General features: G+C 48.7%; 21 protein-coding genes. 8 read left to right on the forward strand and 13 right to left on the reverse strand.

From position 1 onward, the window contains the following. Positions 1–22 precede the first annotated feature (22 nt). Both htpX and ACN08Z_RS00010 read right to left on the reverse strand, forming a co-directional pair. Entirely contained in the window at positions 23–913 is an 891-nt protein-coding gene (htpX, locus tag ACN08Z_RS00005; protein WP_419102604.1) for a zinc metalloprotease HtpX, read from the reverse strand. 128 nt (positions 914–1,041) lie between these two features. Continuing rightward, positions 1,042–3,861, reverse strand: coding sequence for a sigma-70 family RNA polymerase sigma factor (locus tag ACN08Z_RS00010; protein WP_419102605.1), 2,820 nt, complete (start codon positions 3,859–3,861; stop codon positions 1,042–1,044). Between the two features lie 822 nt (positions 3,862–4,683). On the opposite strand from ACN08Z_RS00010, the gene ACN08Z_RS00015 reads away from it, so the two are divergent. Beyond that, positions 4,684–5,193 (forward strand): Fur family transcriptional regulator, encoded by a 510-nt coding sequence (locus tag ACN08Z_RS00015; RefSeq protein WP_419102606.1) that lies wholly within the window; start codon positions 4,684–4,686, stop codon positions 5,191–5,193. A 77-nt stretch (positions 5,194–5,270) separates the two neighbouring features. Further along, positions 5,271–6,734, forward strand: a complete 1,464-nt coding sequence (locus ACN08Z_RS00020; protein ID WP_419102607.1) for a catalase — start codon at positions 5,271–5,273, stop codon at positions 6,732–6,734. A gap of 219 nt (positions 6,735–6,953) precedes the next feature. On the opposite strand, the gene ACN08Z_RS00025 is transcribed toward ACN08Z_RS00020, so the two are convergent. After that, the gene (locus ACN08Z_RS00025; protein WP_419102608.1) at positions 6,954–9,431 is read right to left on the reverse strand and encodes an MMPL family transporter; all 2,478 of its coding nucleotides are present in this window, start codon (positions 9,429–9,431) and stop codon (positions 6,954–6,956) included. A gap of 85 nt (positions 9,432–9,516) precedes the next feature. Further along, entirely contained in the window at positions 9,517–10,842 is a 1,326-nt protein-coding gene (locus ACN08Z_RS00030; RefSeq protein WP_419102609.1) for an SseB family protein, read from the reverse strand. 374 nt (positions 10,843–11,216) lie between these two features. On the opposite strand from ACN08Z_RS00030, the gene ACN08Z_RS00035 reads away from it, so the two are divergent. Both ACN08Z_RS00035 and rarD read left to right on the forward strand, forming a co-directional pair. After that, positions 11,217–12,479, forward strand: coding sequence for a DUF6882 domain-containing protein (locus tag ACN08Z_RS00035; RefSeq protein WP_419102610.1), 1,263 nt, complete (start codon positions 11,217–11,219; stop codon positions 12,477–12,479). A gap of 102 nt (positions 12,480–12,581) precedes the next feature. Beyond that, positions 12,582–13,535, forward strand: coding sequence for an EamA family transporter RarD (gene rarD, locus ACN08Z_RS00040; protein WP_419102611.1), 954 nt, complete (start codon positions 12,582–12,584; stop codon positions 13,533–13,535). Positions 13,536–13,650: 115 nt separating this feature from the next. Here rarD and ACN08Z_RS00045 read toward each other — a convergent pair whose 3' ends face one another. The 4 genes from ACN08Z_RS00045 to ACN08Z_RS00060 form a co-directional block, all read right to left on the reverse strand. Beyond that, positions 13,651–13,767, reverse strand: coding sequence for a methionine/alanine import family NSS transporter small subunit (locus ACN08Z_RS00045; protein ID WP_419102612.1), 117 nt, complete (start codon positions 13,765–13,767; stop codon positions 13,651–13,653). Positions 13,768–13,770: 3 nt separating this feature from the next. Then, positions 13,771–15,363, reverse strand: a complete 1,593-nt coding sequence (locus ACN08Z_RS00050; protein WP_419102824.1) for a sodium-dependent transporter — start codon at positions 15,361–15,363, stop codon at positions 13,771–13,773. A 231-nt stretch (positions 15,364–15,594) separates the two neighbouring features. Further along, positions 15,595–16,632, reverse strand: coding sequence for a polyprenyl synthetase family protein (locus ACN08Z_RS00055; protein WP_419102825.1), 1,038 nt, complete (start codon positions 16,630–16,632; stop codon positions 15,595–15,597). Between the two features lie 78 nt (positions 16,633–16,710). Continuing rightward, the gene (locus ACN08Z_RS00060) at positions 16,711–17,463 is read right to left on the reverse strand and encodes a demethylmenaquinone methyltransferase (RefSeq protein ID WP_419102613.1); all 753 of its coding nucleotides are present in this window, start codon (positions 17,461–17,463) and stop codon (positions 16,711–16,713) included. Between the two features lie 187 nt (positions 17,464–17,650). Here ACN08Z_RS00060 and ACN08Z_RS00065 point away from each other — a divergent pair, with 187 nt between their 5' ends. From ACN08Z_RS00065 to ACN08Z_RS00075, 3 genes are all read left to right on the forward strand, one after another. Further along, positions 17,651–18,436: a transporter substrate-binding domain-containing protein gene (locus tag ACN08Z_RS00065; protein ID WP_419102614.1), complete on the forward strand. Its 786-nt coding sequence runs from the start codon at positions 17,651–17,653 to the stop codon at positions 18,434–18,436. A 77-nt stretch (positions 18,437–18,513) separates the two neighbouring features. Continuing rightward, positions 18,514–19,308, forward strand: a complete 795-nt coding sequence (locus ACN08Z_RS00070; protein ID WP_419102615.1) for an amino acid ABC transporter permease — start codon at positions 18,514–18,516, stop codon at positions 19,306–19,308. Positions 19,309–19,327: 19 nt separating this feature from the next. Continuing rightward, positions 19,328–20,098 (forward strand): amino acid ABC transporter ATP-binding protein, encoded by a 771-nt coding sequence (locus ACN08Z_RS00075; protein ID WP_419102616.1) that lies wholly within the window; start codon positions 19,328–19,330, stop codon positions 20,096–20,098. A gap of 26 nt (positions 20,099–20,124) precedes the next feature. Here ACN08Z_RS00075 and ACN08Z_RS00080 read toward each other — a convergent pair whose 3' ends face one another. The 4 genes from ACN08Z_RS00080 to ACN08Z_RS00095 form a co-directional block, all read right to left on the reverse strand. Next, complete coding sequence (locus ACN08Z_RS00080; RefSeq protein ID WP_419102617.1) at positions 20,125–20,499, reverse strand: cupin domain-containing protein; 375 nt, start codon at positions 20,497–20,499, stop codon at positions 20,125–20,127. Continuing rightward, positions 20,454–22,229, reverse strand: a complete 1,776-nt coding sequence (menD, locus tag ACN08Z_RS00085; RefSeq protein WP_419102618.1) for a 2-succinyl-5-enolpyruvyl-6-hydroxy-3-cyclohexene-1-carboxylic-acid synthase — start codon at positions 22,227–22,229, stop codon at positions 20,454–20,456. The genes ACN08Z_RS00080 and menD overlap by 46 nt, the downstream gene beginning before the upstream one ends. 188 nt (positions 22,230–22,417) lie before the next feature. Continuing rightward, positions 22,418–22,585 carry a hypothetical protein gene (locus tag ACN08Z_RS00090; RefSeq protein WP_419102619.1) on the reverse strand — a complete coding sequence of 56 codons (168 nt, stop codon included), beginning with the start codon at positions 22,583–22,585 and terminating at the stop codon, positions 22,418–22,420. A gap of 447 nt (positions 22,586–23,032) precedes the next feature. Then, entirely contained in the window at positions 23,033–24,061 is a 1,029-nt protein-coding gene (locus ACN08Z_RS00095) for an o-succinylbenzoate synthase (RefSeq protein WP_419102620.1), read from the reverse strand. A gap of 210 nt (positions 24,062–24,271) precedes the next feature. Between ACN08Z_RS00095 and ACN08Z_RS00100 the strand changes: the two genes are divergently transcribed. Next, a complete protein-coding gene (locus ACN08Z_RS00100) occupies positions 24,272–25,354 on the forward strand; it encodes a phosphatase PAP2 family protein (protein WP_419102621.1) in 1,083 nt (360 codons plus the stop codon). Positions 25,355–25,423: 69 nt separating this feature from the next. Here the strand turns inward: ACN08Z_RS00100 and ACN08Z_RS00105 are convergent, their stop codons facing one another. After that, entirely contained in the window at positions 25,424–26,338 is a 915-nt protein-coding gene (locus tag ACN08Z_RS00105; RefSeq protein ID WP_419102622.1) for an MBL fold metallo-hydrolase, read from the reverse strand. Positions 26,339–26,345: the final 7 nt, after the last annotated feature.

Raw genomic sequence — 26,345 nt, forward strand, 5'->3', positions numbered from 1 at the left:
ATGAGGTTTTATACCAAATATTTTATAGTTGCCCCATACTACGAGCCTGCGCTTCAAGGCGAGCAATACGATCTTTCATCGGTGGGTGTGTTGCCATAAGTCGCTGTAAATCAGCTCCTCTAAAAGGCTGAGCAATCATCATTGACGCAGTATTAACTACCTTAGGATTCTCAGCAGACATCGGGTATCGACTCACCCCATGTTCTAATTTATGCAAAGCAGAAGCTAATGCAAGAGGGTCTCCAGTAAGTCGAGCGCCGTCTTCATCAGCATCATATTCACGAGTGCGACTAATAGCCATCTGAATCACACCAGTAGCGATAGGAGCTAAGAAGGATAGAAGTAAAGCTACAAGCATGTTCTGCCCGCGTCCTTCGCGATTTCCTCCCCCAAACATTCCGGCAAAACCCAGATATTGAGCGATAGACGTAATAACAGAAGCAATAGCTGCAGCGACAGAGCTGGTCAGAATATCGCGGTTGTACACGTGCATTAATTCATGTCCGAGGACACCGCGCATTTCTCTCTCATCTAAAAGTTGCAAAATGCCTTCGGTGCAACAAACTGCCGCGTTCTGAGGGTTGCGTCCTGTCGCAAAAGCGTTAGGAGTCATCGTCGGGGCAACATATAAAGCTGGCATAGGTTGCCCTGCTTTTGCAGAGAGCTCTTCAACAATTTTGTACAGCCCAGGGACTTGTTCACGAGTCACAGGATAGGCATTCATCGACCGAATAGCAACAGTGGCAGAGTTCCAGTAGGTGTACATTACGCTACCGACGCTCATCAGCGCGAATATCCAGATAAACGCACTATTGTTCATCATTGATGAGAGAAGATAACCGACAAAGAGCAGGAACCCAACCATTGACCCCATGAGGACAGAGGTCTTGAGTCCGTTGTGGTGGCTATGCATATTCTTCATTCCTTGTAGTCTTCTTTTCTTCAAAGAATATATGGAAATCCTGAATAATTTATTGATTTTTTCTCAAAAGATGGCGGTGTTCCCTGCAAGCGCAAGAGAACACCGCCATCTTAGGAGAGTTAGATTCTTGAACCGACGCTGGTCGCGTTATCGAGACAAGAAATTGATTCAATCTCACGGACGTTATAGAACGCAGCGAGGACGTAATAGGTGTATTCGGAGTTAAGCACAGCAGATGGCATCCACACGATATCGGTATAGATATTCTCTGCAGGGTCGCCAAATACGGTGTAGTTCAACACGCATTGCACGTTTGTTGGAATGTCAGTTCTCCCGAAGTCATCCCAAGGAATGCTACGACTCCATTGACGGTACGCCTCAGTTTTGTACCATCCGGGAACAATGCTGTCTTCCCCTTCGTGTTCTCCTGTTTCAGGTTGAGGGTTTTCTTCGGGTGTTCCAGTGTCTTCGTCTTCGCTAATAGGTTGTGGAATGAGCCCGTAATACGGAGGCGGTACGGTGTCATCTGGTTGAGTCGGGGTGTTGTTGTCTTCGTTGCCGTCCCAGAAGTTATCGCCTGCTTCGGGTCGCCAGTAGCCGTCGTCGCTTCCACCGCTTCTTTCGTCATCTTCATAGGATGCACCAGGGTCTGACGGTTCTGCAGGTTCTGCAGGTTCAGTCGGTTCAGTCGGTTCGTTTGGCTCTGCTGGTTCGGTTGGTTCTGCAGGCTCAACTGGTTCAGTCGGTTCAGTCGGTTCAGTCGGTTCAGCAGGCTCAACTGGCTCGGTTGGTTCTGCTGGCTCAGCCGGTTCGGTTGGTTCTGCAGGCTCAACTGGTTCTGCAGGCTCAACTGGTTCTGCAGGTTCAGTCGGTTCAGTCGGTTCAGTCGGTTCGTTTGGCTCTGCTGGTTCAGTCGGTTCAGCTGGTTCAGCTGGTTCTGACGGTTCAGTCGGTTCGTTTGGCTCTGCTGGTTCGGATGGTTCGGCAGGTTCAACCGGTTCTGCCGGTTCTGCAGGTTCAGTCGGTTCAGCAGGCTCAACTGGCTCGGTTGGTTCTGCTGGCTCAACCGGTTCAGTCGGTTCGTTTGGCTCTGCTGGTTCAGTCGGTTCAGCTGGTTCAGCTGGTTCAGTCGGTTCGTTTGACTCAGCTGGTTCAGCTGGTTCAGCTGGTTCGGATGGCTCGGTTGGTTCTGACGGTTCAGTCGGTTCAGCTGGTTCGGATGGTTCAGCTGGCTGAATAACAGGCTCAGAGGTGTCGTCAATTTTAGCGGAGCGAGTAGCCCATTCACTATTACCAGCAACAGTCCCCGAGCCATCAGGCTCATGGGAATCTGTAGGCTCAGGATCAGCGACCTTCGCGCTATGCTCCCCCTCAATCACGGGTACAACTCCAGGTTCAGAGTCTCCCTGCGCAGCAACAGGCTGAGCAACATCCGCTGTCTTCACAGCATTGATGCTCGCAGGTTCTTGAGTGCTAGTAGTAATAACTTGAGGTGAAGTTTTCGGCTCTTCAACCTTTGCCTGTTGAACAACCGGAGGTGCTGGCACCTTTGTAGAAGAAGCAGGCTGTGTTACAGGAGCTTCAGTGACAACAGGTTCAAGGGGTGGAACATCAACAACACGCGGGGCCTGTGCAACAGCTTTAACAGGTGAAGATTTTTCAGTAGCTGGCGATGCTGGAGCGACTTCAGGCACATTTGCGTTAGATGTAGAAGGTTCCGACGTAGGAGCCGTAGTTTTTGATGCAGGTTTTGGTTGCTCTGTAGCAGGCTGTGGTTTTTCTTCTTTAGAAGCAGAAGATTGAGGCTGTTCTGCTGGTTTTGCAGGTTTTTCTTGAGGTTCAGAAACATCAGGTACAGGTGCTTGTGCGGGGGCAGAAGTGATACCTTCAGCGCTAACAACCGGCCGTTGAGATTCGATAGAGGCTTGTTGAGTCGAAGCAAGGAAACCTCCAGCGACAGCAACTGTTGCTACTGTCGCGGCAGCAACACCTGCCGCAGCTTGACCTTTAGTCCCCCATGTCTTGGGAGAGAGAAAATTGAGAGTTCCAGCGCCAGAAGCTCCGCTACCACTAGCTGCCGCAGCTGAGGAGCCCATAAGTCCTGCACCAGCGGCAGTACCGCCAGCGGCAGCGGTGAAGGTTGGCGCAATGATTGCGAGCCCGTCTGTACCCCAGACAGAAAGACCGGCAAGAACAGGGAAAACCCAGCTACGCATCGATTTGCTCACATCGACAAGGGAGAGGTACTCACCAGTACAGTGAGAGCACGCTTCAAGGTGTCCGCGTAAGGCGTCACTACGTTTTTGTGTTAATGAGCCTAAAACGTATGAGCTGATATGACTTGAAAAACGTTTGCAGTCCGCCGTTTTAGGAGTGTTTTGATGTGCGCGAAGGAAGCCTTCTTTAAGGCTATTTTTAGCGCGGAGGGATAGCGCCGAAACAGCGTTCGGGGAGAGGTTCATGGCAGAAGCAATTTCTTGAGGTTTTTTTGCCTCAATCTCAGTAAGCCATAAGACGGTCTGCCATCGTTCAGGCAACGAGGTAAAAGCAGAAATTACGTCGTCTGATTCGTGTAGTTTAACAACGGTTTCATCAAGGGTGCCCATTGCTTCAAGGTGTTCTTCTTCGCTAGGCACTTCGCGTTGAGACAATAACCCATATTCGCCTGCTAAGTGGGCGATGGTTGTGGCAAGATAGCCTCCCATATAGGTGCGGGGGCCTTTTCCATTTTCAAGTGCGTGCAGGATTCGCACAAAGCTCTCAGAGACAATGTCGTCTACACGGTGAGAGTCTGAAGTATGTTTAAAAGCAATAGCTTTCGCCATGGAGTTGTAACGACTATAGAGCTTGCTATAGGCCTCAATATCTCCATCGCGAACGAGCGATAGAAGAAACTCGTCAGTTTCTTCTGGGGTGCTAAAAGTATGTTGCTTTTGCATGTTCAGTTTCCTGCATTTCAGTGCAGCGCAGACACGCCAAATCTTGTTGCGCTGAAAACGATGGCTTTTTTCCACCAGTACTTAAGGCATTTAGCTGGGGGAAAATAAACCGTATGTGAAGTTTCCATTTTAGATAAAGTACCTAGATTATACCTAAATATTACGGCAAATACAGCCTAAGTAACACAACCACCGGCAAGCGCATCATTCCCTACTATGACGCCCAAACTTGCCGGTGGTCTTTACAGTGTTGGCGGGAGAACTTTTCATAGTTCTCTCACCATATGAGTAGGTATTCCCTAAACTACATGCCCTACCATGCAGATACCTACTATTTGTTATGTGATAAACAATCTCGGTTCCCTAAAGATATTCCGACATTGCAGCCCTTTTCTTGTGCAAAGACTCTAGCTTGCGTGCAGCGCCTTTACTGTTTTCAGCAAAGTTTTAGCAAGTGGCTTCCCTAAGTTATTCCACTCTGAATCGATTCGTAACCGCCGGTGCGTACAGACTCTGTGTCTGCTGCGACCCGAACATCGTTCTTTGCTGATTCAACGGTTTTTACGCCGTCACTTATTAAGAGCGATTGAGGGGCAAATCGTGACGCGAAAAAATAAAAAACTTTCCAAAAAAATTCTGCCCCACTAAAATAATGCTTGTGACTAGGTGTAATAGAGAAAAAAGTTTTTTAGATTTTCTTGTTTTCAGCGGAAAACTTCGCGTTGGAAAACTTTTTTCACATTCTGCTATTATGAGTAAGTCATATCTGCTATTATGAAATAGTCAGAATAAACACTCAGGTGGACCATGAAAGGTGACCTTATGCATCACACCATGCAGACCCTCGACAGAGAGTCACTCACACAAGCATGGACAGCAACGCTACGCACCAAAGGCCGTCGCGTCACAAAGCAACGCCTAGCGGTACTCGTAGCAGCACATAAGCACCCGCATGCTACCGCAGAAGATATTGTTGCAGCCGTCCGAGAAGAGCTACCAACTATCACTGTCCAGTCTGTATACGTCATCCTTGCAGACCTCGTCAGTATCAACATGCTCCGCAAATTCGAACCGCCTGGAACACCTGCACTCTACGAAACACGTACTGCAGACAATCACCACCACGCCTTCTGCATCCGATGCGGAAAAGTTCAAGATGTTGATTGCGCAATAGGTGCTTCCCCGTGCCTCACACCCAGTGACCACCACGGGATGGCGTTAATCTCAGCAGACGTCCTCTACCAAGGAATCTGCCAAGACTGCCAAACAGAGCAAGAACGCTCCATGGCACAAGAACAACAACGCCAAGCAGCAGAACTTCACACACACTAATCACACAACAGGAACAGAGAGGGCCTTCCCCACATACGGCCCTCTCAACACCTCACAAAAATAAAGGAAGAAAAGTCATGACCGAAACTATCGGAACTTTTACCACCACAACCACAGGCACACCCGTTGCCTCCGACAACAACTCCCTCACCGTAGGTAACAACGGCCCTATCGTTCTTCACGATGCATACACCGTAGAAAAGCTCGCACAATTCAACCGCGAGCGCGTACCCGAACGTGTTGTCCACGCTAAAGGAACCGGCGCATACGGTGTTTTCAAAACAACTGAAGACGTCTCCGCATACACCCGCGCAGCACTCTTCCAACCCGGCGTAGAAACCGAAACCCTCGTACGCTTCTCCACGGTTGCAGGAGAACAAGGTTCACCTGATACCTGGCGCGACCCCCGCGGTTTTGCCGTTAAGTTCTACACCACTGAGGGTAACTACGACATCGTCGGCAACAACACCCCCATCTTCTTCATCCGCGACGCTATCAAGTTCCCAGACTTCATCCACTCTCAGAAGCGTCTACCCCAAACCGGTCTACGTGACAACGACATGCAGTGGGATTTCTGGTCACTTCGCACCGAATCAGCACACCAAGTCACATGGTTGATGGGCGACCGCGGTATCCCCAAGACCCTACGCCACATGGACGGATTCGGCTCCCACACCTTCCAGTGGATTAACGCTGAAGGCGAGCGCTTCTGGGTGAAGTACCACTTCAAAACCAACCAAGGCAATGACTTCCTCACTGCTCAAGAAGCAGAAGAACTCGCAGGTAAAGACGCTGACTACCACCGTCGTGACCTCTTCGAATCCATTGACCGCGGAGAATTCCCATCATGGACTTTGCATGTTCAGATCATGCCTTATGAAGATGCTAAAAACTACCGCTTCAACCCCTTCGACTTGACCAAGGTATGGCCACACTCTGATTACCCACTGATTAAGGTTGGTACTCTTACTCTCAACCGCAACCCGCAGAATTTCTTCGCTGAAATTGAGCAGGCTGCATTCTCCCCCTCAAACTTCGTTCCCGGTATCGCAGCATCTCCCGACAAAATGTTGCTCGGACGTATCTTCTCTTACCCAGATGCGCACCGTTACCGTGTTGGCACCAACTTTGCTCAGCTACCTGTTAACTCTGCAAAGGCAGCACCCGTCAACAACTATTCTCAAGACGGAACCATGCGTTACAGCTTCAACGACCCATCAGTACCTACCTACGCACCAAACAGCCTAGGTGGCCCTCACGCTGATGCTGAACGTGCAGGCGAAGGCTCTTGGGAAGCAGACGGTGAGCTTGTTCGTGCAGCAGCATCCTTGCACGCAGAAGACGATGATTTCGGTCAGGCACGCTCTTTGTACGCTGTAACCATGAACGATGAAGAACGTGCACGTCTCGTTTCTAACATCGCTGGACACGTTGGCGCAGTTCGCAACGATGATATTCGCGAACGTGCGTTGAAGTACTGGGACTCTGTTCATGAAGAACTTGGAGCACGCGTTCGTGAAGCGATTGCTCAGATGAGCTAAGCTCGTGTACTCGCCCTAACCGTTTAGGGTAAAAGGAGTGGCTGTCACAAGATGATTCTTGTGACAGCCACTCCTTAGTTTAACTTGTAGTTTTGGTAGTTCTTGTTGACGCTAGATGGTCGTTTTTGTTTTCGCAACCAAGACGATTGAGCTTGCAGTAAGAGCCAAGGGCCTTGTCGTTGACACAATCTATCGGCAGGCTAAACTTCTTCCGGTAATCTAGCTCTTGAGATGTCGAGGTTTATTTTCTCGTACGTATTCGTCGAGATTCTCAAAGCTCTGTGACGTAACTTCTGCCGTTCCCAGAACCTTCTTGAGAGATGCTGGTAGCCACCATGCTTTTTCACCCAGCAGATGCATTGTTGCGGGGATAAAGGTTGTGCGTACCAAGAATGCATCCATTGCCACGCCAATAGCTAGAGCAAAACCGATAGGACGAACAACCGTCAGGTGAGAGAATACGAAACCTGCGAATACAGAAATCATAATGACTCCGCAAGCCGTAACAACTTTGCCGCCTTGAGTGTAACCAACTTTGACAGCTTCACGAGCGGTGAAGCCCTCACGATAAGCGTCTCTCATTCCTGAAACAATAAAAATTTGGTAGTCCACAGAGAGCCCAAAAAGTACGCCCACCAGAAGAATCGGTAAAAAGGCAAGAATTGGTCCAGCATGAGTGACACCAAAGAGTGTTCCCAGCCATCCCCATTGATATACCAATACGACGGCGCCAAAAGCAGCCAAGGTAGACATTAAAAATCCGACGGTTGCCATTAGCGGTATGAGTAAGGATTTGAACACTACCGTCATAATGAGTAGACACAATAGCAAGACAACCGTCAGGTATAGGGGTACTGCCTGAGAAATACGATCAGATATTTCGATATTGGCAACGGTCTGCCCGCTTAAACCGATTTGTGTTCGAGTCAGGTTCTCTACCTGTGGTAAATCCTTATGTAGCTGATGAACTGTTGAGACTGTTTGTTCATCGGCAGGGCCAGTTTCAGGAGTCAACGCCACTACGACAACTGAAGAGTCTTTGCTAATGGCTGATACTGCCGCGGAGCGAATACCAGATATTTTGAGATGTTCGGCAACGTCAACGCCAATAGCATGAGCACCGGCCGCATCTGTGCCTACAGGCGTTGTTGCCACAGCATAGATTCTGCCATTTGCACCAGGTCCAAAAGTGTCAGCAATTTTTTCGTAGCTTCGGTATGCGGTGCTATCTTGACTCTGATATGAGCCGTCCGGTAGCCCAAGGCGTAGCGTTCCCATAGGGATAATTGCTAGTCCAAGCAGAGTCAATGATAAGACGGTCATCATAACAGGATGTCGAGTCACGAATGCGCCCCATCCGCGCTCAGCTTTCACAAGCTTTTCTTCTTTAGTGTGTTGGGGCTGCCCCTGCCCTAAGGTCTTTTGTTGTTGTGTAGAGAGAATACGCATACCGACAAGAGCCAATAACGCTGGGGTAAGAGTAATTGCTACCAGTACAGTAACGCCTACGGTAAAGGCGCCAGCTAGCCCCATAATGCTCAAGAAAGGGATACCTGTCAGGCTCAACGCAGATAGAGCAACGATATTCGTTGCACCAGCAAATACGACGGAATGCCCAGCGGTCATATTAGCTTTAACAGCTGAAATGATGAGTGTGTTTCCTTCAGCGAGGAATTCTCGATGTCGATGAATGATCAACAATGCATAGTCGATACCAACACCTAGCCCGAGCATTAACGCGAGAACTGGGTCTGTTGAGGTCATGGGAATGATGAGCGTGCTAGCAAAGACTAGTAGCACTCCAACACCACAACCTACTAGCGCAATTAGCACAGGAAGACCAGCAGCAATCACAGACGCTAAAGTGGCTAGTAGAACAATGGCTGCGACAATAAGACCGATAGTTTCTGAGGCGCCAAAGACCCCAGAGACATCTTGGGCTAGTTCGTTGCTGTAGTCGACGTCAATTCCATAGTTTTCTAGGGTGTTGAAGATGTCGAAGATTTTTTGACGTTGTTCGCTAGAGAGCGCTTGGACGTCTTCGGTAAAGGTGAGGGTGATAAGTGCAATATTGCCCTCTTTGGAGAGAACTCGTTCGCCGTTGGCAAGGTTGAGTTCTCGTTGAGCTTCAGCAAGTTTTTGTTCTTCCGTTTTGATACGGTCACGGCTTTGTTCTAGCTGTTGCTGCTGTTGAGCAAGCTCAGGGGCGTTTTGTGTCACCCATTCGGGTGATGAGTCAGGAAGCTGTGAAAGCGCCCCAGCGAGGGCTTGCTGTCCTTGTGCGAGTTCTTCTTTAGCGTGTGTGAGCTGTTGTGTGCCTTGTGCTAGCAGCTCAGCGCCATCGTCTAAACGTTCTTGCTGTTCGAAGGGGTTTGAGATTGAAGCGACTTCGGGGAGATCTGCTATTTCAAGAGATAGTTGGCGAATCTTCTGACGTTCTTGGTAATCAATGGGTTTGCCGTCGCGTCGAGAAAACACAATAGAAGCAGAGCTAGTGCCAGCTTCTGGTATTGCATGGTGAAGTTTTTCGTTAACTTTTTCGAATGTGGCACCGGGAATAGCATAGTTACTTTGAGCACCTTGAGAGAAAGTTGCCGCAAAAATACCGGCGACGCCTAAGATGAGCGCCCAAACAATGACGACGAGTTTTGAGTGACGAAAACATGTTATGCCTAGCCACCTTAGTATACTCTCCACGAACCGCCCCTAATAGTTTTTAATTGTCATTTTTTGACCTAGCATGATGGTATATGCTTTGTCCCCAAAAGAGCGGTATCACGCGCTAATTACTGATATGTTGAGCCGAACGTACAATCTCGAGCAACTCTTGAATCTGAGCCATCGGCAACGTAGCTGACGGACTCAACGCGTTAATACGAACACCATCAGCACCCAAAGATTGAGCAAACTCGAGAACCTCCATGGCAGGAGCAGAACGCACCTGTAATTGAGGGTCAACTGAAGCCACCTCTGCAGCCGAGGTAAATACCAACATCGTCTGAGGTTCTTGCCCTTCAGGAACAGGAACGAAGAGAGGAGCCTCTTCTCCTGCTCTAACACCCATCAACAGCACGGAGCTGGGTGCCGTGAGCGCCGCTAGTAGACGTTGCATATCACCATCTAATAAAGCACTTTTAACGTGGATATTATGTGGAGTGCTCAACACCCACGCAACCTGCGGTTTCTCAATAAATGTTTCGTGTTCAGTGCCTGGGTCAATCACAACCACATCACAGGTTTTATCAGCTAAAAAGTCAAGATATACCTTGAACGCGTGCTCGCGAAGAATCTCTGGTTCAGAAGAGGATTCTGTAAAGCGCGCATGAAATTCCTTGACATATTCGGAGCTGGAATAAAGGCATAGGGCACGCATATCGTTGGCAAGGCGAAGCACACGATAACGAATCGTTGAACGTGGGCCTATTTTTTGGGAGCCAGCAGGAACGAAAGTTGAATCACTAATATCTAGAAGGAAGTCCCCACCTAAAGAAGCTCTTAACACGTTAACTACCGTCGCGTCACTGCGTTCTTTGCCTCGAGTTTGAGACAGAGCTTCGCTCAGGTAAGGGTTAGGAACCTCACAAGAGTCCGTATTGGGTTCGTGGTCTCTTTTAAGTCGCCCTGATAAGCGCAATTGTGCCCATTGTGGAATCTGGCTTGCATGCCGAGGGAAGTGCTCGAGGTGATATCGCACGTCTTGGCGAGACATGCGCCCCTCCCCCTCCCAGTCTTGAGGCTCATCTTGACGATTATAGGCTGCCCCTATCTGATAGTCAGGTTCGGGCCAGTTCTCTGCAGTCACAATAACGGTGGCAGTAAACCATGTACCTTCGTGTTCATCGTAGGCAGCGTGTTGCAGGTTTTCAATCTCAGGAATGACGATGGAATCTTCTTTAATGGGCCCAACACTGCCAACGTAATCTTGTTCATCACGCGTTTCGGTAATACGAGCAAAGATGGTTCCGCTTAACGGTTTAATGTCAAAAACAAGTTCGTTCCACCCTGGTTCGGTTTTAACCGTGTTCAGAAGCCAACTACCAATACGGGTGAGAGCTTCTTGAACTTTCGCAGGGCGTTCTTCTCTGCGAAAACGAGGTGTGTTCGTCATAGGTGGTCTTTCTTGCTCAGTGCGCAGGTGATACCGATAGGGGAAGTTCGTATTCCTTGCCTTTAAAGTTTCTCTATCTCATTTATTAAAGCAATGTTTTGAGTAGTTTTTCTCTTTTTGACGGAATCTACTCATTGTTGAGTCTTCATAAGATTTTTAAAATGGGGACAATTCCCCTCATAATGGAGTGTTCTTGCGTACTCTTTCAGTATGGGGCGGTGGTGGTGACACCCCGTAGGTGTTTATCCATATATGTCAGATATTCTTCATAATTGTGTTTCTCTTTCTAAAAAATGATGAAAACACTGGTTCTTGCAGAGATAAATACCAAAAATAGGGGTTCAGTAGACACAATTTTTGCTAGCCTTAAGCACATGACTAAAACACTGCAGGATTTGATTGACGAATCAATCTTTATTTCCACCGAATACCAGGCACGCCTAGCCGAGCTCAGTGGCGGATCTGAGTGGTCTGTGGACTTTTCAGCTCCGTCTTTCACCCTCCAGTCTGATAGCTCGGTCAAACTCACACCATATCTTTTAGGAACTGAATCAGAAAACCGCGGTTCTTGGATTTGGTCATGGCAAGAACTGGGACATTTCCCCGATTCTGTAGTTTCGGCAGCTATTCAGACAAGAGAGTCGGGAGCGCAGCACTCTATAGGTGAGCTGACCACAGATGAACTTCCACTCACTGAGGGTATTGCACGCCAGGTGACTCTTGCCGCTAAAGCCCTCACCGGCATCTACGCTCATTACCCTGTTACTGCTGGTGCAGGTGTTAAAGCGTGGATTCTTCTCGACGGTGACGCCTTAGAGCTTGAGGCTCCAACGATTAATCGTATGGGACGAGTCATGGCTCAAGCCCTCCAGACCAATACTGCTGTTAACCATCAGCGTGCCGTAGACTCCTATGCTCGTCTACGCGGCGCTCATATTGCTTGGGACACTGAGGCAACCGCTGTTATCACGACCACTGACGGTGCACTTCGTCTCTGGTTTGACGGCCAAAAAATCTCAGGTATTGAAGCAGCTGAGCCAGTTGTCGATTCTGCAGAGCTTAACCGTTGCGCAGCTCAAGCAATTGCGTTACGTGAACAGGCTGCAGCAGAACGCCAAGAAGTTGAGCGTATTGCCGCTTCCGAGGCTGCTGCACAGCTTGCTGCCCGTGAAGCAGAGCAGAAAGCTGCTCAAGAGCAAGCAGAACGCGAGGCTCAAGACCAGTTGGCACAGACTGTTCAAGAGCATGAACTACCTCAGACCCTTGAGGAGTCTTCTGAACAGACAGTTGAAGAAACAATCGAAGAGGTTGAAGGCGTCGTCACCACCGATCGTGTTTACCCTCATGCCGAGAAGCCTTACGATCAAGATCCTCAAGAGGATGCTCAGCCTGGTCGCATTACAACTTCTGCAATTGCAGACGAAGAAATTATCAGCGACACAGAAGAAGAACGTCCTGTGGCAACAGAACCTGTTGATGATGCTGATACATCAGAGCAAGAAGAACGTCCAAGTGCGTTCCGTGTTGCAGGTTCTGCTCCAGATCTTGAAGAAGAACAGCACGAAGAGGCACGTCGTCCACGACGTAAAGAACAGCAAGAGAAGAAAGGTTTCTTCTCTCGCTTCTTCGGACTATAGTCCTTGTCTTCTGTATAAGCACCCCCGGCTCATCGTGATGAGTCGGGGGCGCTTTTTCCCCTCTTTTTCTATTCACCTATTTTATAGAAATACGTACCCTTTATGTCTTCTTTTTCGACGCAGCAGACTTCGACTGCTTCTCATTCTTCACGGACGCGTTCTGGCCTCGTCTCAGCAATTGGTGCATACCTAATCTGGGGCACCTTTCCGCTCTATTTCGCGTTGACGCTACCTGCGACTCCTTATGAGATTGTCTCGATTCGTGTTCTTTTCTCGTTGTTGTTCTGTGCTGTCATTCTATGTTTTATACCGCACGGGTATCAGAAATTTTGGCAGGTTCTTAGCCGTCCCAAAACCCTTCTTGTGCTCTCTGCAGCCGCTCTACTGATTGGTGCGAACTGGTTATTTTATGTTATTGCTACGACGACAGGGCATACTCTTGATGCCTCTCTCGGGTATTTTATTAATCCGCTGGTTAACGTTCTTTTAGGGGTGTTCTTCTTACAGGAGAGGTTGCGTGTACTTCAATGGGTTGCGGTCGGTATCGCGGCGATTGCAGTGCTGGTCATGAGTGTACTTTATGGGCAGATTCCGTGGCTAGGATTGGGTCTTGCTTTTACTTTTGCGTTCTATGGTCTTGTTAAAAATAAGTTAGGTGGCAAAGTACCGCCGATTGCTGCGTTTACTGTTGAGACGTTAGCGTTAGCTCCGGTAGCTATTGTGGTGTTATATGTTCTGTGGCAACAACATCATTTGACGTTATTGTCGGAGGGTACTGCTCATTTTTGGATTCTTGCAGCCTCAGGTATTTTGACGACTCTGCCACTTTTACTCTTTGCCGATGCTGCATCAAAACTGCCGTTGAGCCTTGTAGGAATCATTCAGTATATGACTCCTACTATTCAGTTCTTCCTCGCAATTTTAGTTTTTGGTGAACAACTTACGGCAGAGCGCTGGATTGGTTTTATTTTGGTGTGGATCGCGGTTGCACTCTTTACTGCTGATGCAATTCGGTCTTCACGGGTGAGAAGGCGTGCGGTTCTTAAAGCTGTATAAGTTATTGGAAGAATAAGTTTTTCGTATGTTCTGCTCGTCATAATGGTTTGGGGTGGGCTCTCAGATGAGAGCCCACCCCAAACCATTTTAAGAGTGTGTTGAGATAAGACGGCTTTTAGATGCTGTCTTCTTCCTCCTCAGGATGACGAGAGAGGTTGACTGCGGCAGCAGCGAGACCTCCCCAAATCATGAGGATTGAGATTGTCATCATCATAACGGCACTAGTTTCCATTGGTTAGGCCTCTTTCTGTGCGTTAGTACGAGTGGGGTCGATGTATTCGGTCATGACCTCGCCACCACTGACAGGCTGAGCTGGCGGCTGTAGGGCAGCACGTGAGCTATTTGACCATGGCAGACGAGAGATAACGACAGCAATGACCACGAGCAAAATAGACATTGCCCATCCGAACGGGATTAAGAGTGAGTCGGGGTAGCCCTCGTAGGGAGTGTTGATGAGCTTGATAACGGTAGTAATCAAGGTGTACCCCAGCACTAGTGGAGTGATAACTGCTAGTAGTGCCATCCAGAGTCCACCCACTTTGATGGAACCGTGTTGGTTGAGGTGATCGCGTAAGGTGGGTAGGCCACGTACGAAGTAGGCAACGGTGATGATAGCGACAAGACCTGCAGCAAGAATACCGAAAGTGTTGACGAAGTTGTCGAGGATGTCTAGTACGTATAGGGCTGAGGTCGTGGACATGAAGACTGTGGAGATGAGTGCGAGAGGAACGATGACCAGTGCGGTCGCGTTACGTCGAGCCATTCCAAATTTATCTTGGACACCAGCAACAATAACTTCCACGATGGAAATCATGGAGGTGAAACCGGCAAAAAGAAGTGATCCGAAGAAGAGCAGTCCGATAACGGTTCCACCAGGGGCTTGAGAGATGATGGTGGGGAATGCGATGAAGGCAAGCCCAATACCGGAGGTTGCTACTTCAGATACGGCGGTTCCTGCAGCGTTTGCCATGAAACCTAATGCTGCGAAAACGCCGATGCCGGCAAGAAGCTCAAAGCCAGAGTTTGAGAATCCCACAACAGCACCAGAGCCGGTGAGATCAGCTTTAGGTTTGAGGTAAGAAGAGTAGGTAATCATGATGCCGAAGCCGACAGAGAGCGAGAAGAAAATCTGTCCGTAAGCGGCGACCCACACCTGAGGGTCAGCTAATGCTGCCCAGTTAGGGGTGAACAGTGCGTTAAGTCCTTGGAAAGCTCCTTCAAGGGTGAGGGAGTATGCGACAAGCACAACGAACATGATAATCAGTAGCGGAATAAAGAGAACGTTTGCAGCTCCGACTCCTTTTTGAACGCCGAGGGACATCACGATAAGTAGTACGGCCCAAATGAGTGCTAGAGGAATGAGGATTCCTGGAACGAAGTCAAAGGATAGGGCGGGGTCTCCTACGTGAAGGAATTCTCCGGTGAAGAATGAGGCGGGGTCTTCTCCCCAGCTACTGTTGAGGGAGAAGAGCATGTACCGCAAAGACCATGCAAGGATGGCTGCATAGTAGATGGCGATGATGAAGTTGATACCCATATGCCACCAACCGATGAATTCGGTTTTACGGTTGAGTCGGCGGAACGCTAGTGGGGAGGATGCGCGTCCGCGGTGTCCGATGGAGTAGTCGAAGAAGAGGAAAGGAAGCCCCGCGGTCAGTAGTGCTACGAGGTATGGAATCATAAATGCGCCGCCGCCGTGGTCATAGGCGACGTAGGGGAAACGCCAGATATTGCCCAGTCCAACTGCTGAGCCGATAGCGGCGAAGATAAATACTTTTCGGCTAGAGAAACTTTCGCGTTTCTTTGGTGCCTTTGCGGTTGCTCCCATGGAGTAATCCTCAAGTCGTTGTGTCAATGTGTGCATGTGTGTTTTACGTCAGGTTGCCTTATATGACGCACTTGCGTAAAAAATTTACTCTTTACAATGCCAGATTTATTGTCAAAATAACGACAATCTACAGCATTTCTCATTATTTGAGATAAACAGAGGGCGTGAACAGCAAAGACTCCCCTCATACTCAGATGAGAGGAGTCTTAACTTTGAGGACTCATAAATCGCCTAAGAATCACGGCGAACAACAGCGTGAGCGAAGGAGATGAGCGCTTCTTTTGCTGTTGAATCAGGCAAGGGTTTGAGCGCATCTACTGCATCATCAGCCCATTGGCATGCAATGCTCCACGCTCGTGCCGTAACAGGGTGGGCAGATAATGCTTGCACCGCCTGTGCTAAGGCTTCATCACTGGAAAGATCCCCACGAATCATCTCAAGGACCTCTTGTGCAGAGCGGTCTTCACGTTCAGCTTCTTGCTCAAGCAAAATGGTCGGTAAAGTGGGAACACCTTCTCGTAAATCTGTTCCTGGAGTTTTACCAGACTTTTTACCTTCGCCAGTAATATCGAGCACGTCGTCAGCTAGCTGGAAAGCAACACCAACGAGTTCTCCGTATCGTGCAAGAACCTGAATAGTGGATTCTGGGGCTTCAGAGAGAATACCGCCATATGAACCAGCTGCAGCAATGAGAGACCCTGTTTTACCTTCAATGACTTTGATGTAGTGACTGAGGATATCTTCATCTGGTTCTGGGCCAAGAGTTTCAAAGAGTTGCCCAAGGACAAGACGCTCAAAGGTTTGAGATTGAACAGCCATGGGGCGAGCGCCAAGATCACTGACAATCAGAGAGGCACGAGAGAAGATGAGGTCTCCGGTAAGGATTGCTACGGAGTTACCCCAGATATTTTGTGCAGTATCTACTCCGCGACGTTTGGGGGCGTCGTCCATGACGTCGTCGTGATAGAGGGTTGCAAGATGTGTGAGTTCAACGACGACTGCGGCGTCAAGGACTTTGTCGTTGATTCCACCACCGGCGGCAGCTGCCAAGAGTGTCAGTAGGGGTCTGATACGTTTTCCGCCAGCGTTGAGGAGGTGTCGTGAGGTAACGTCTGCGATACGGGAAGTTTGTGTTACGGCTTTAGAGAGGCGTTGTTCAATGTCGTTGAGGGATTCGAGAATTTGAGGTCCGAGGTGCTCATCTTGGGCGATGATGTCGAAGCCTTTGGGGAGGCTGTAGGCAATGTCGTTGAACAGGTCGTTTACCATGCTAGGCTCGCAGGTGTTCGTCTCGGGGGACTTATTTTGGTCTGTCACGGTAGGTAGTCTCTTTTTTCTCACGGGGTGTTATTTCTCAATAGTAAAGCCTCGACCGGGTTTAAAACCACGGTGTATAGCTACGATGCCACCGCTGAGATTGCGGTACTTTACGTTTTCCCATCCGGCTGTTATAAATTCTTGTGCAAGTTCGTCTTGTGTAGGCCACGCCAGTATAGATTCTGCGAGATAAACATAAGATTCGGGGTTAGAGGAGATGACTCGTGCAACCGGTGGAATGGCTCGCATAATGTATTTTTGGTAGATGGTTCGGAAGGGTTTCCATGTGGGTGTTGAGAATTCGAGGAGGACGATTCTGCCGCCGGGTTTGGTGACTCGGTAGAGCTCTTGTAGTGCCCGCTGATATTGGGCGACGTTGCGTAATCCGTATGACATGGTGACAGCGTCGAATGATTCGTCATCGAAGGGTAGTTGAGTGACATCTGCTTGCATAAAGCAGATGTCGGGTCGACGGCGACGTCCTACGGCAAGCATTCCTTCTGAGAGGTCTGCTGCGATGACTTCTGCTCCACGGTCGGCGAGAGGCTCGGAGGAGGTGCCGGTACCTGCTGCGATATCGAGTATTTTTTGTCCTGGTGCAACGTTGAGTGCAGCGACTGTTTGTTTTCGCCAGTAGATGTGTTGACCTAGGGATGCGATGCCGTTCATGAGGTCGTAGCGGTCGGCAACGCCATCGAACATTGCGGCAATATCTGCTGTTTTTTTATCAAGGTCTGCTCGGTTCACATCTGCTATTGTTTCATGGTTTCGTTGAAAGCTCATCTCGGCACTCGTATGTTCTTGCTAAAGGGCTGAAAAAACCTTGCTGTTGCGTTAGCCTCGACACATTCCCCACTATTGCATGTTTTTACACTACTATGCATAATTTTGCGTTAGGATGTTTAACACCGTTGAGCACACACCATGCATAACGCGTCAACCAACAACAGCTTGCCTCAAGGAACACACCATGAAAAAGACACTCTCCACCACAGCCACCATCCTCGCACTCAGCGCCCTAACACTCACCGGATGCCAATCCACAAACTCAACCACCGCAGAAGGTGACCCAAAACTCGTTACCAGCGGTGAACTCACAGTGTGCACCAACAGCCCCTATAAACCCTTCGAGTTCGAACAAGACGGAAAAATTGTTGGATACGATATGGATATTGCACAAGCCATTGCCGACAAGCTCAAACTCAAACTCAACATCTCTAACACTGGATTTGAAGGGCTTGACTCCGGCGTAGCACTCTCTTCCGGACAATGCGATATCGCCATCTCCGGCATTACCAAAACCGAAGAACGAGCCACCAAAATGAGCTTCACCGAACCATACCTCAACGACAACCTCGGTATTCTCGTCCCCAAAGATTCGACAATCACCAACTCCGGTGACCTCAAAGATCAAAAAGTTGCAGTACAACAAGCAACATCTGGAGAAGAATATGCAAACAAACATCAAGCAGACACCGTCCAATATGAAGACGCAGCGTTGATGATTCAAGCTCTACAAACAGGTCAGGCACAAGCTGTCATTGCCAATATCTCCGTCATTTCTCAAGCACTCACTTCAGACAACTCTCTAAAAGTCGCAGAAGAAATTAACACTCACGAAGAAATTGCTGCAACGGTCGCCACCGACAACCAAAAACTTCTCGACGAAGCAAATGATGTTATCACCACTCTCAAAGACAACGGTGAACTAGCCAAACTTCAAGAAAAATGGCTCGGAGTCTCCACCCAAAAGTAGCCCGCGAACCACACCATATTCTAAGCGGTGCTCTCAGGCACCTCACTCTCTAACGCACGGGGAATAAAGGACATTCCATGGCATTGACCTTACGTCAAAAACAAACCTACAGCAGATACGCTCAATATGCAGCACTAGCAATCATCGTTTTAGTGCTCATTGCCTTAGCAGACTGGCATACCCTCTACAAACAAGTTTTCAACCCAACTGTTATCGCAGAGCAATTTCCGTCGGTCATCACCGTGGCGCTCAAAAATACTATTATTTATACGGCGCTAGGGTTTAGCTTAGGACTATCACTAGGTATCGTTTTAGCACTGATGAAAATATCATCTATCGCTCCTTACCGTTGGATAGCATCAATTTATATTGAACTTTTCCGCGGTATACCAGCACTATTAGTATTCCTCGCCTTCGGGTACGGCATTCCCCTCGCATTCCACGTAAGGTTTAACAGCTATATCACCATCATGTTGGCATTAGGAATTGTTTCTGCAGCATACATTGGTGAAGTACTCAGAGCAGGGCTACAAGCAGTGCCCAGCGGACAATACGAAGCAGCACGCTCTCTTGGAATGTCCCACCCCCGTGCAATGGTCACCATTATCATCCCCCAAGCCTTCCGCATCGTACTGCCCCCGTTAACAAACGAAATCATCCTCCTAACTAAAGACTCTTCGCTGGTTTATCTCCTTGGCATGTCTATCTCAGAATACGAATTAGCAAAATTTGGGCGTGAAGGTCTCTCTGCAGCAAACGCGGGACTTACCCCTCTCGTGGTCGCAGGATTCTGCTACCTATTGATTACTATTCCTTTAGGTTTCCTTGCACGCTATTTTGAATCTCGTTTCAACACCACAACACGACGCTAACTCGTATCGAAAGATTACTATGACGACCCAACACCCCGCATCATCAGTTCATATCTCTGACCTGCACAAATCCTATGGCGCTGTAGAAGTCCTCAAAGGCATCAACCTTGAGGTTCACCCCGGAGAAGTTCTCTGCCTCATTGGCCCTTCAGGCTCTGGTAAATCAACGCTATTACGATGCGTTAACCTTCTCGAAACTCCTGAACAAGGAACCATCGTTGTTGCTGGGCACAACGTCTTGAGTCCAGACGTTGATATCAACGCACTACGACAAACAGTTGGCATGGTTTTTCAGCAATTCAACCTTTTCCCTCATCTGACAGTCCTTGAAAATTGTACTGTTGCACAGCAAAAAGTTCTTAAACGAGACAAACAACAAGCCAAGGACATCGCACTTAAAAACCTTGAAAAAGTTGGTCTGGCAGATAAAGCACAGCGATACCCCGAGCAATTATCCGGTGGGCAACAGCAACGAGTCGCTATTGCTAGGGCCCTCTCGATGAACCCTCAGCTCATACTCTTTGACGAACCCACCTCAGCTTTGGACCCCGAAACCGTCGGCGAAGTACTCACCATCATGCGAGAACTTGCTGAAGAAGGTATGACGATGATGGTCGTAACCCACGAGATGGACTTTGCACGAGATGTTGCGGACCGCGTCATCTTTATGGATCAAGGTGTAGTCGTCGAAGAAGGCCCAGCCTCACAGGTTATTGGCGCTCCACAGCAAGAGAGAACCCAAGACTTCTTATCTCGTGTTCTTCACCCGACGCAGGCTCGCCCTCAATAACGATAAGAAAGAGCCGCTGCTGAATCTTATAGCTGTTCGGCGGGAACCTGAACTTTTGGGTCAGGGTTCTCGCCGGTCAGCATAATGACCATCACTGTTGCTGAAGTATCGGCATCTACTTGGTGAAGAAGGTGATCCGTCAGATGGATCACCTGCCCGGGAGATAATGTGCGGGTCTGCCCACGAACAGTAAAGCGTACGTGCCCTTTGAGTACTTGCACAATAATAGGGTGAACGCTGTGGTGTTCTTTCCAACGTTGTCCCGGTGCTAGCTCAAGAAGCGTCACACTAGCACCTTGGGCATCCACAATTTTTTGCGCTCTCCCCTTATGTTCTGACGGTTGCAGTAATTCTGTTAGTCCGTTGAAGAAGAGGGCTTGCCCTTGATGTGTTCCTGCCATGAGTCCTCCACATGATGGATAGTGACGCTCATTCCTTCGGGAAGTTGATAAGCATGAGCGAGGTCTTCGAGTCGAACACGATGAGGTGTTCTAAAGAATCGTTCTACGGTGTGAGCATACGCAGAATCTTGCGCAAGCGTTCCGTGTTCAAGGGTTGCGAAAATACCGCCCCCACAATCGTCAAGAACGTCAATATGCAGCCGAGGAGTTAGCTCGTGTGGGCCGATGTTTAAAGAGGACGCGTCATAGAGATAGGTTAAATCTCCGCAGATAAGGCGCACGGGGTCAGCAGATTCAGAGGACGAATACTCGGTATCTCTCCCGTACCCACCCAGAGAAATACCGCTTGCAGTAGCGACCATTCCGTCAATTCCAGCTAATCCACGAGAGGCGTACACGCGGGGTGCGTGCGACTTACTCGGTGCAATAAGGTCGAGGTCACGAATAATATTTGAAGAACCACAAACAAGGATTTCATGATGTTCGAGAGCATTTTCCCACGCTTCGAGTGCTAAAGACATTCCGCTTAGCCGTTGGTCAGATTCTCCGGTATGGCGGTAGCTTTCAAGGTCTTTTATGAGTCGCTGACGAAACTCTCTGCCAGATTCTTTCCACCGATACAGCCAACTTTGAGAGCTATGAACGGTTTGCCCGACACCGTACCCTGAGAACTCTGCTAGCTCCATCAAGGTTGTGCAGATTGTCTCATCACGTTTTTTGGGTTCACACCAGCTAACAGGCTCGTTCATATATACGGCCCGTTGAACGTCTTGACGATGAAGCAACGCAGCGATTTGACGGGTCAGAGTCGGGTGCCCGAAGAGAACGACGCGTTCTATTTCTTCACTTAATGAGCTTTCAAGGACCTTCGGGTATGCCTCAATAGCTGTTTCGCCATAGCGGGCTTGTGAAGATGGTTCAGCTAGCAGAGGCAAGGAAAGCTTTCTCGCAAATTGTTCAGCAATAGGGCCAGCCCCGTCTCCTGCAATCACAACTGTTTTATAGGAGTTGTGTGGTCGATAATCTTCTGACAGGAAAGATTCTAGGGTGGTGTCGTTGCGCGGGATAGAGATATATTCTTGACGTTTTTTGAGGCTGTTAGCCCATTGAGTCAAAAGTGGCGCGCTACCGGCAGGTGGAGTCAGCGGAGTATCAAAGCAAAGGTTGATATGTGCCGGCCCGATAGGGGTGTTAGAGGAGTGATTCCAATTTTCTGGGTCTCGTCCGCTGAGTACGGCAAGAACTTCTGAGAATTGTTGAGTTTGTTCTCCCGCCGGCGACTCTGGATATGCGGCGAGGTCTGCTTGTGCTCGTACAAATGAGGTAAAAATACCGGGCTGGTAGGTGGTTTGGTTAGCGCCAGTACCACGCAGCTGTTGAGGCCGGTCTGCTGTTAACGCGAGGAGAGGAATTCCGCTATGGAAGGCTTCCATCATTGCAGGGAGCAGTTCTCCTACTGCCGTTCCTGATGTTGTGACGATACCGACTGGGCGTTGTGTTGCTTTCGCTATTCCTAACGCGAGGAAGCTGGCGCTTCGTTCGTCAAGGCGGATATGGGCACGCAGAATGTTCTCTTGTTCGAGGGCAGCAATAGCATAGGCAAGGGGAGCGCTACGTGAGCCTGGGCAGAGTACGATATGTTCCATGCCAGCGCGAACGAGCGAGTCGAGAACAGAAATTGCGCTGATAAGCGATTCTGGGATGGGAGCATTGTCGTCAGCTGAAGTCACGTTGCTATTCTACTGTCTCTAGTGAGAGTGCGCGAAAAGTTGAGTTTTTATGGAGAATATTGTGGAGTGATTGATGCGTAGAAAGGTTTTTAATCTACATGAGGGGTGCTTTATTAAAGTTCCTTTACTTTAATAAAGCACCCCTCATCATGCATTAAAGTGCTCGTGATAATGTTGCCATTATTGCCTTATGAAGAGGCAGTTTTGGCTGTTACCGCAGAGTAGTCGTAATAGAGGTCCCAGCGTTCTTCTTCAGTGAGTTCAGGGGTCATGAAAATCTGTTTGAAATTCTTGACGAGTTTGGTGCTTACTGAGTGTGATTTTATGGTTTTAGGGGAAGACTGTAATAGAAACATTTTCTTTACCTCTAATATCGTGGTTGACGCATTGGCGCTGGTATTTGGGGGCATCCAACTTCGAATGCGTCCAAGACCTCTTTGCCGTGAAGCATTTATCTTGCGAAAACCACAGTAACACAATTATGCCCCCACCTGTAGACCTCTATGGGGACAAAAGTGTCAGATTTTGCAAATATGAGACTGTTTTTGTCCCCCATTTATAAGATTTTGTTGCAATCTTAAAGAAAACAAAAAGCCTTCACCTGCCATCTTGAGCATTCACATCTTTCAGATTAGAGCTAAAACATCAACATCAAGATACCTTGACGAAAAATATCAGACAGATAAATAAAATACTGTAGCTATTAAAAACAAGGATTTTTTATCTTTTATACATCATCAAAATAAACACCCAAAAAATATGGTGACTTTATTCACATCATTGTCATATAAGACGCCGTTGGGTCACAAACGTTCCTCTATCACCCGATAACAAGCACGAACTCTCTCATGCCACCAACGACGGGTATCATCATCCACCAGCACAGAAGAAACGAGCCTCTCGTCCACCTCAACATCACGCACAGGAATTATCCCGTCACGAGCACATAATGAATCCCGCGTAACATCAGCAGACATTAAAGACACTGTCCCCAACCCACAACCAAAAGGAAGCTCCGGCAAAGAAGCCGCCAACGCAACGCCAGAACGAATCCCCACAGAACTTTCTAAAGCCGAAGAGACCACCACAGGCAACCCAGCCTGCTCACAAATATTGAGGGCACGTCGCACGCCGCCCAAAGGAGCCGCCTTAAGAATCAAAACATCAGCAGCGCCACGCTCCGCTACATACAAAGGATCCTGTGCCTTACGCACCGACTCATCAGCAGCGATGAGTGTACTAATACCAGCTGCCTTCAAACGATCACGTAGAAGCACCAACTCATCCACCGACGCAACAGGCTGTTCCACATACAACAGCTCAAACTCTTCAAGACGTTGTATTGCCTCAAACGCTTCCTCAAGGGTCCAACCACCGTTAGCGTCAACTTTTAAACGCGCATCAGGAGCATACCGGTGTACAGCACTAACTCGTGCAATGTCCTCAGCTAAGCTCTGCCCTCGCTCCGCAACCTTGATTTTGACCTCACGAATATCACCCTGATAACGTTCCAGAACACTAGGAACCTGCTCAGCATCCACCGCAGGAAGAGTCGAATTGACCGGAATAACAGAACGTATCGGCTCAGGAAAACCTAACCACGCAGACTCTAAAGCCGAAGCCAACCAATGCGCAGATTCCTCTGGTGGGTACTCCACAAATGGTGCAAACTCACCCCAGCCAGACTCCCCCTCAAACAACATTGTCTGACGGAAATGAACACCTCTAAACTTCACCCGCATCGGTATCTGCACCACAACACTATGAGCAAGCACCTCCGAAAGTTGTGGCAACGTATCCATCTTCCATAAAGACGATAAAGAGGGTTCCATAAAGCTCACTTCTTATACCAAAGACAACAGTTCCGTATCCCCCATCATAGCTAATCGCCGACAACCATAATCTAACTCGTACAAGCACCAAGGCCTGCCATCAGATGCCCCATCGACCACCAAGTATTCCGATAAACCCTCACCTAGGAACAGGCTTTATGAAACGCACACCATTTTGTCAGGAAAACTTCAAAACTTTCTGCAACAATAATGGTGGTTCTCAAACACCTTGACCACACCGTAGACCAGCAGAAAGGCAGTTCACGCACTCTTATGCACAGAGAAGAACAGCCCCGCCAACCGCATCATGGCGATCAGATAACTCAGGTTCTACCAACCACCCCAGTACCACAGCACTCCAAAGAACAATCCCCCGCCCTCAACACATCAGCACTCAGAGAACTCACACCCAGCAACCTACGGCGCACACGCCCCACATTCTGGGCAATGGTGCAACATCTTTTTGTATTCATTCTTCTAGGTAGTGCACTCATTGGATTTTTTTACTTCTTCATCAAAACCAGAATTGGCCAACGCTTAGACGAAATTTCTTTTACAGAGTTCTCCTACCAACTCACCGATTACCAGCAACCTACCGAAAGAATACTTAACTTCATTCCAACCGTTGCCGCAATCAGCGCTGTCATCGGGCTATTCTTCGTCATTATCTGGAAACATCGTTTTGTACCTTCGCTGATAGGTCTTAGCATTGCCATCTGTTCCTATATCTCAGCATATCTACTCAAATACCATCTCATCACCAAACCGGATTATGGCATCCAAGAAGCGGTCCTCAACTCTGCCCCGTCAGGGCATACCACCGTTGCGGCAGCCGCGGGTTCTGCCCTTTTCTTAGCGGCGCCTAAAAAACTTCGTCCGCTCGTGGCTTTAATCTCTGCAATCCTCACAACAGCCACAGGATTTTCTACCATCGTCAACGGTTGGCATCGACCAGCAGACGTCATCACAGCGGTGCTCTTGGTATCCCTCTGGACGGTGATTGGTCTAGCAATTCTACGTTTTGTCCGTTCCGAAGAACTTGATATGAGCAACACTCAACGTAGCGGGCTCATTCTTATCCCCTTATTAAATATTGCCGGGTTTTTCCTCGGGTTCTGTTCTTTGGCGCTCTACGCTATCACGATCTATTCGCCATTCCCCGGCTGTGCTCTCAGTGCCGCAACCTGCATGATTCTCACCGTCATCTCTTTTAGCACTTCATGGCTTGTTGCACTTTTAAGACCGCAGAATAAAGTACGCTCACCCTATTACACTAAAGTCTGGACTTACTAAAATAGGTGGGGTGGTACAGAACATTAGAGTTCTGTACCACCCCACCTATTTGAGCTATATGCTCAAGGACTATAAGCTACGACCGGTCGTAATAGGTCCGGTTAGACCACTTGGGTGGTCATCAAAAGTCACTTGGCTCAAACCTCGACCTTTATCTTCTTGGTTTTCTAACCACTTCATACGGTCAAGAAGAATACGAGTTGCCCCGCCAGAATACGGTAGCTGGTACATTGCGGCAGTAGCCACGCCAGCACTCGTATTTAAGGCAGAACCTTTAATACGGTCAATTGCATCTTGCATGGTATCTGCCATACGAACAATAAAGGTACGTTCTACGGGGATACCATGGCCGGGAACAAATACTCGATATCTATCAAGCTCAGCTAAATGACGCAGAGTCGATACCCATAGTTGCGGGTAAGAGTCGTCAAAAGCGGGGTCAGAACCTTGTTCTACGACGTCTCCGGTGAAGAGAACGTCATCTACACCGACCAACACGTCCGAATCAGTATGTGCCAGTCCCAAATAGAAGAGTGTTACTGCACGATCACCTAACTCAACTCGAGTAAATGAAGCGCGGGTTCCGTCTCCCGGTAAGAGTCGTTGAGGAACCACAAGATGCGTATTAGGTCCTTCTTGATGAGCCATCTCTGGTTCAAGAACTTCAACATATGAACGCTGTAGATTGCCATAAAGTTCAATAGCTCGTGCAGCTCGAGGGTGCGCCCAAAAATCTTGTGCACCATCAGCCTCAAAAACAGCGTTTCCCATAAAACGGTCAAAATGAGCGTGTGTGCTCACAATCGTCAGAGGAAGTTCGGTAATGCGTCGAACAGCACGCAGAATCTCTGCTCCCTGACGGGGGCCTGCTCCCGTATCGATGAGCATAGCTTTTTCCGCACCGACGATGAGACCCGAGTTCAGACGGTAATTATCCGTGCTGATAAGGTACACACCATCTGATATTTCATTTGTACGTGCCATGTGTTCT

It is taken from the genome of Rothia sp. P7181 (assembly GCF_048513015.1).
Lineage (GTDB): Bacteria > Actinomycetota > Actinomycetes > Actinomycetales > Micrococcaceae > Rothia.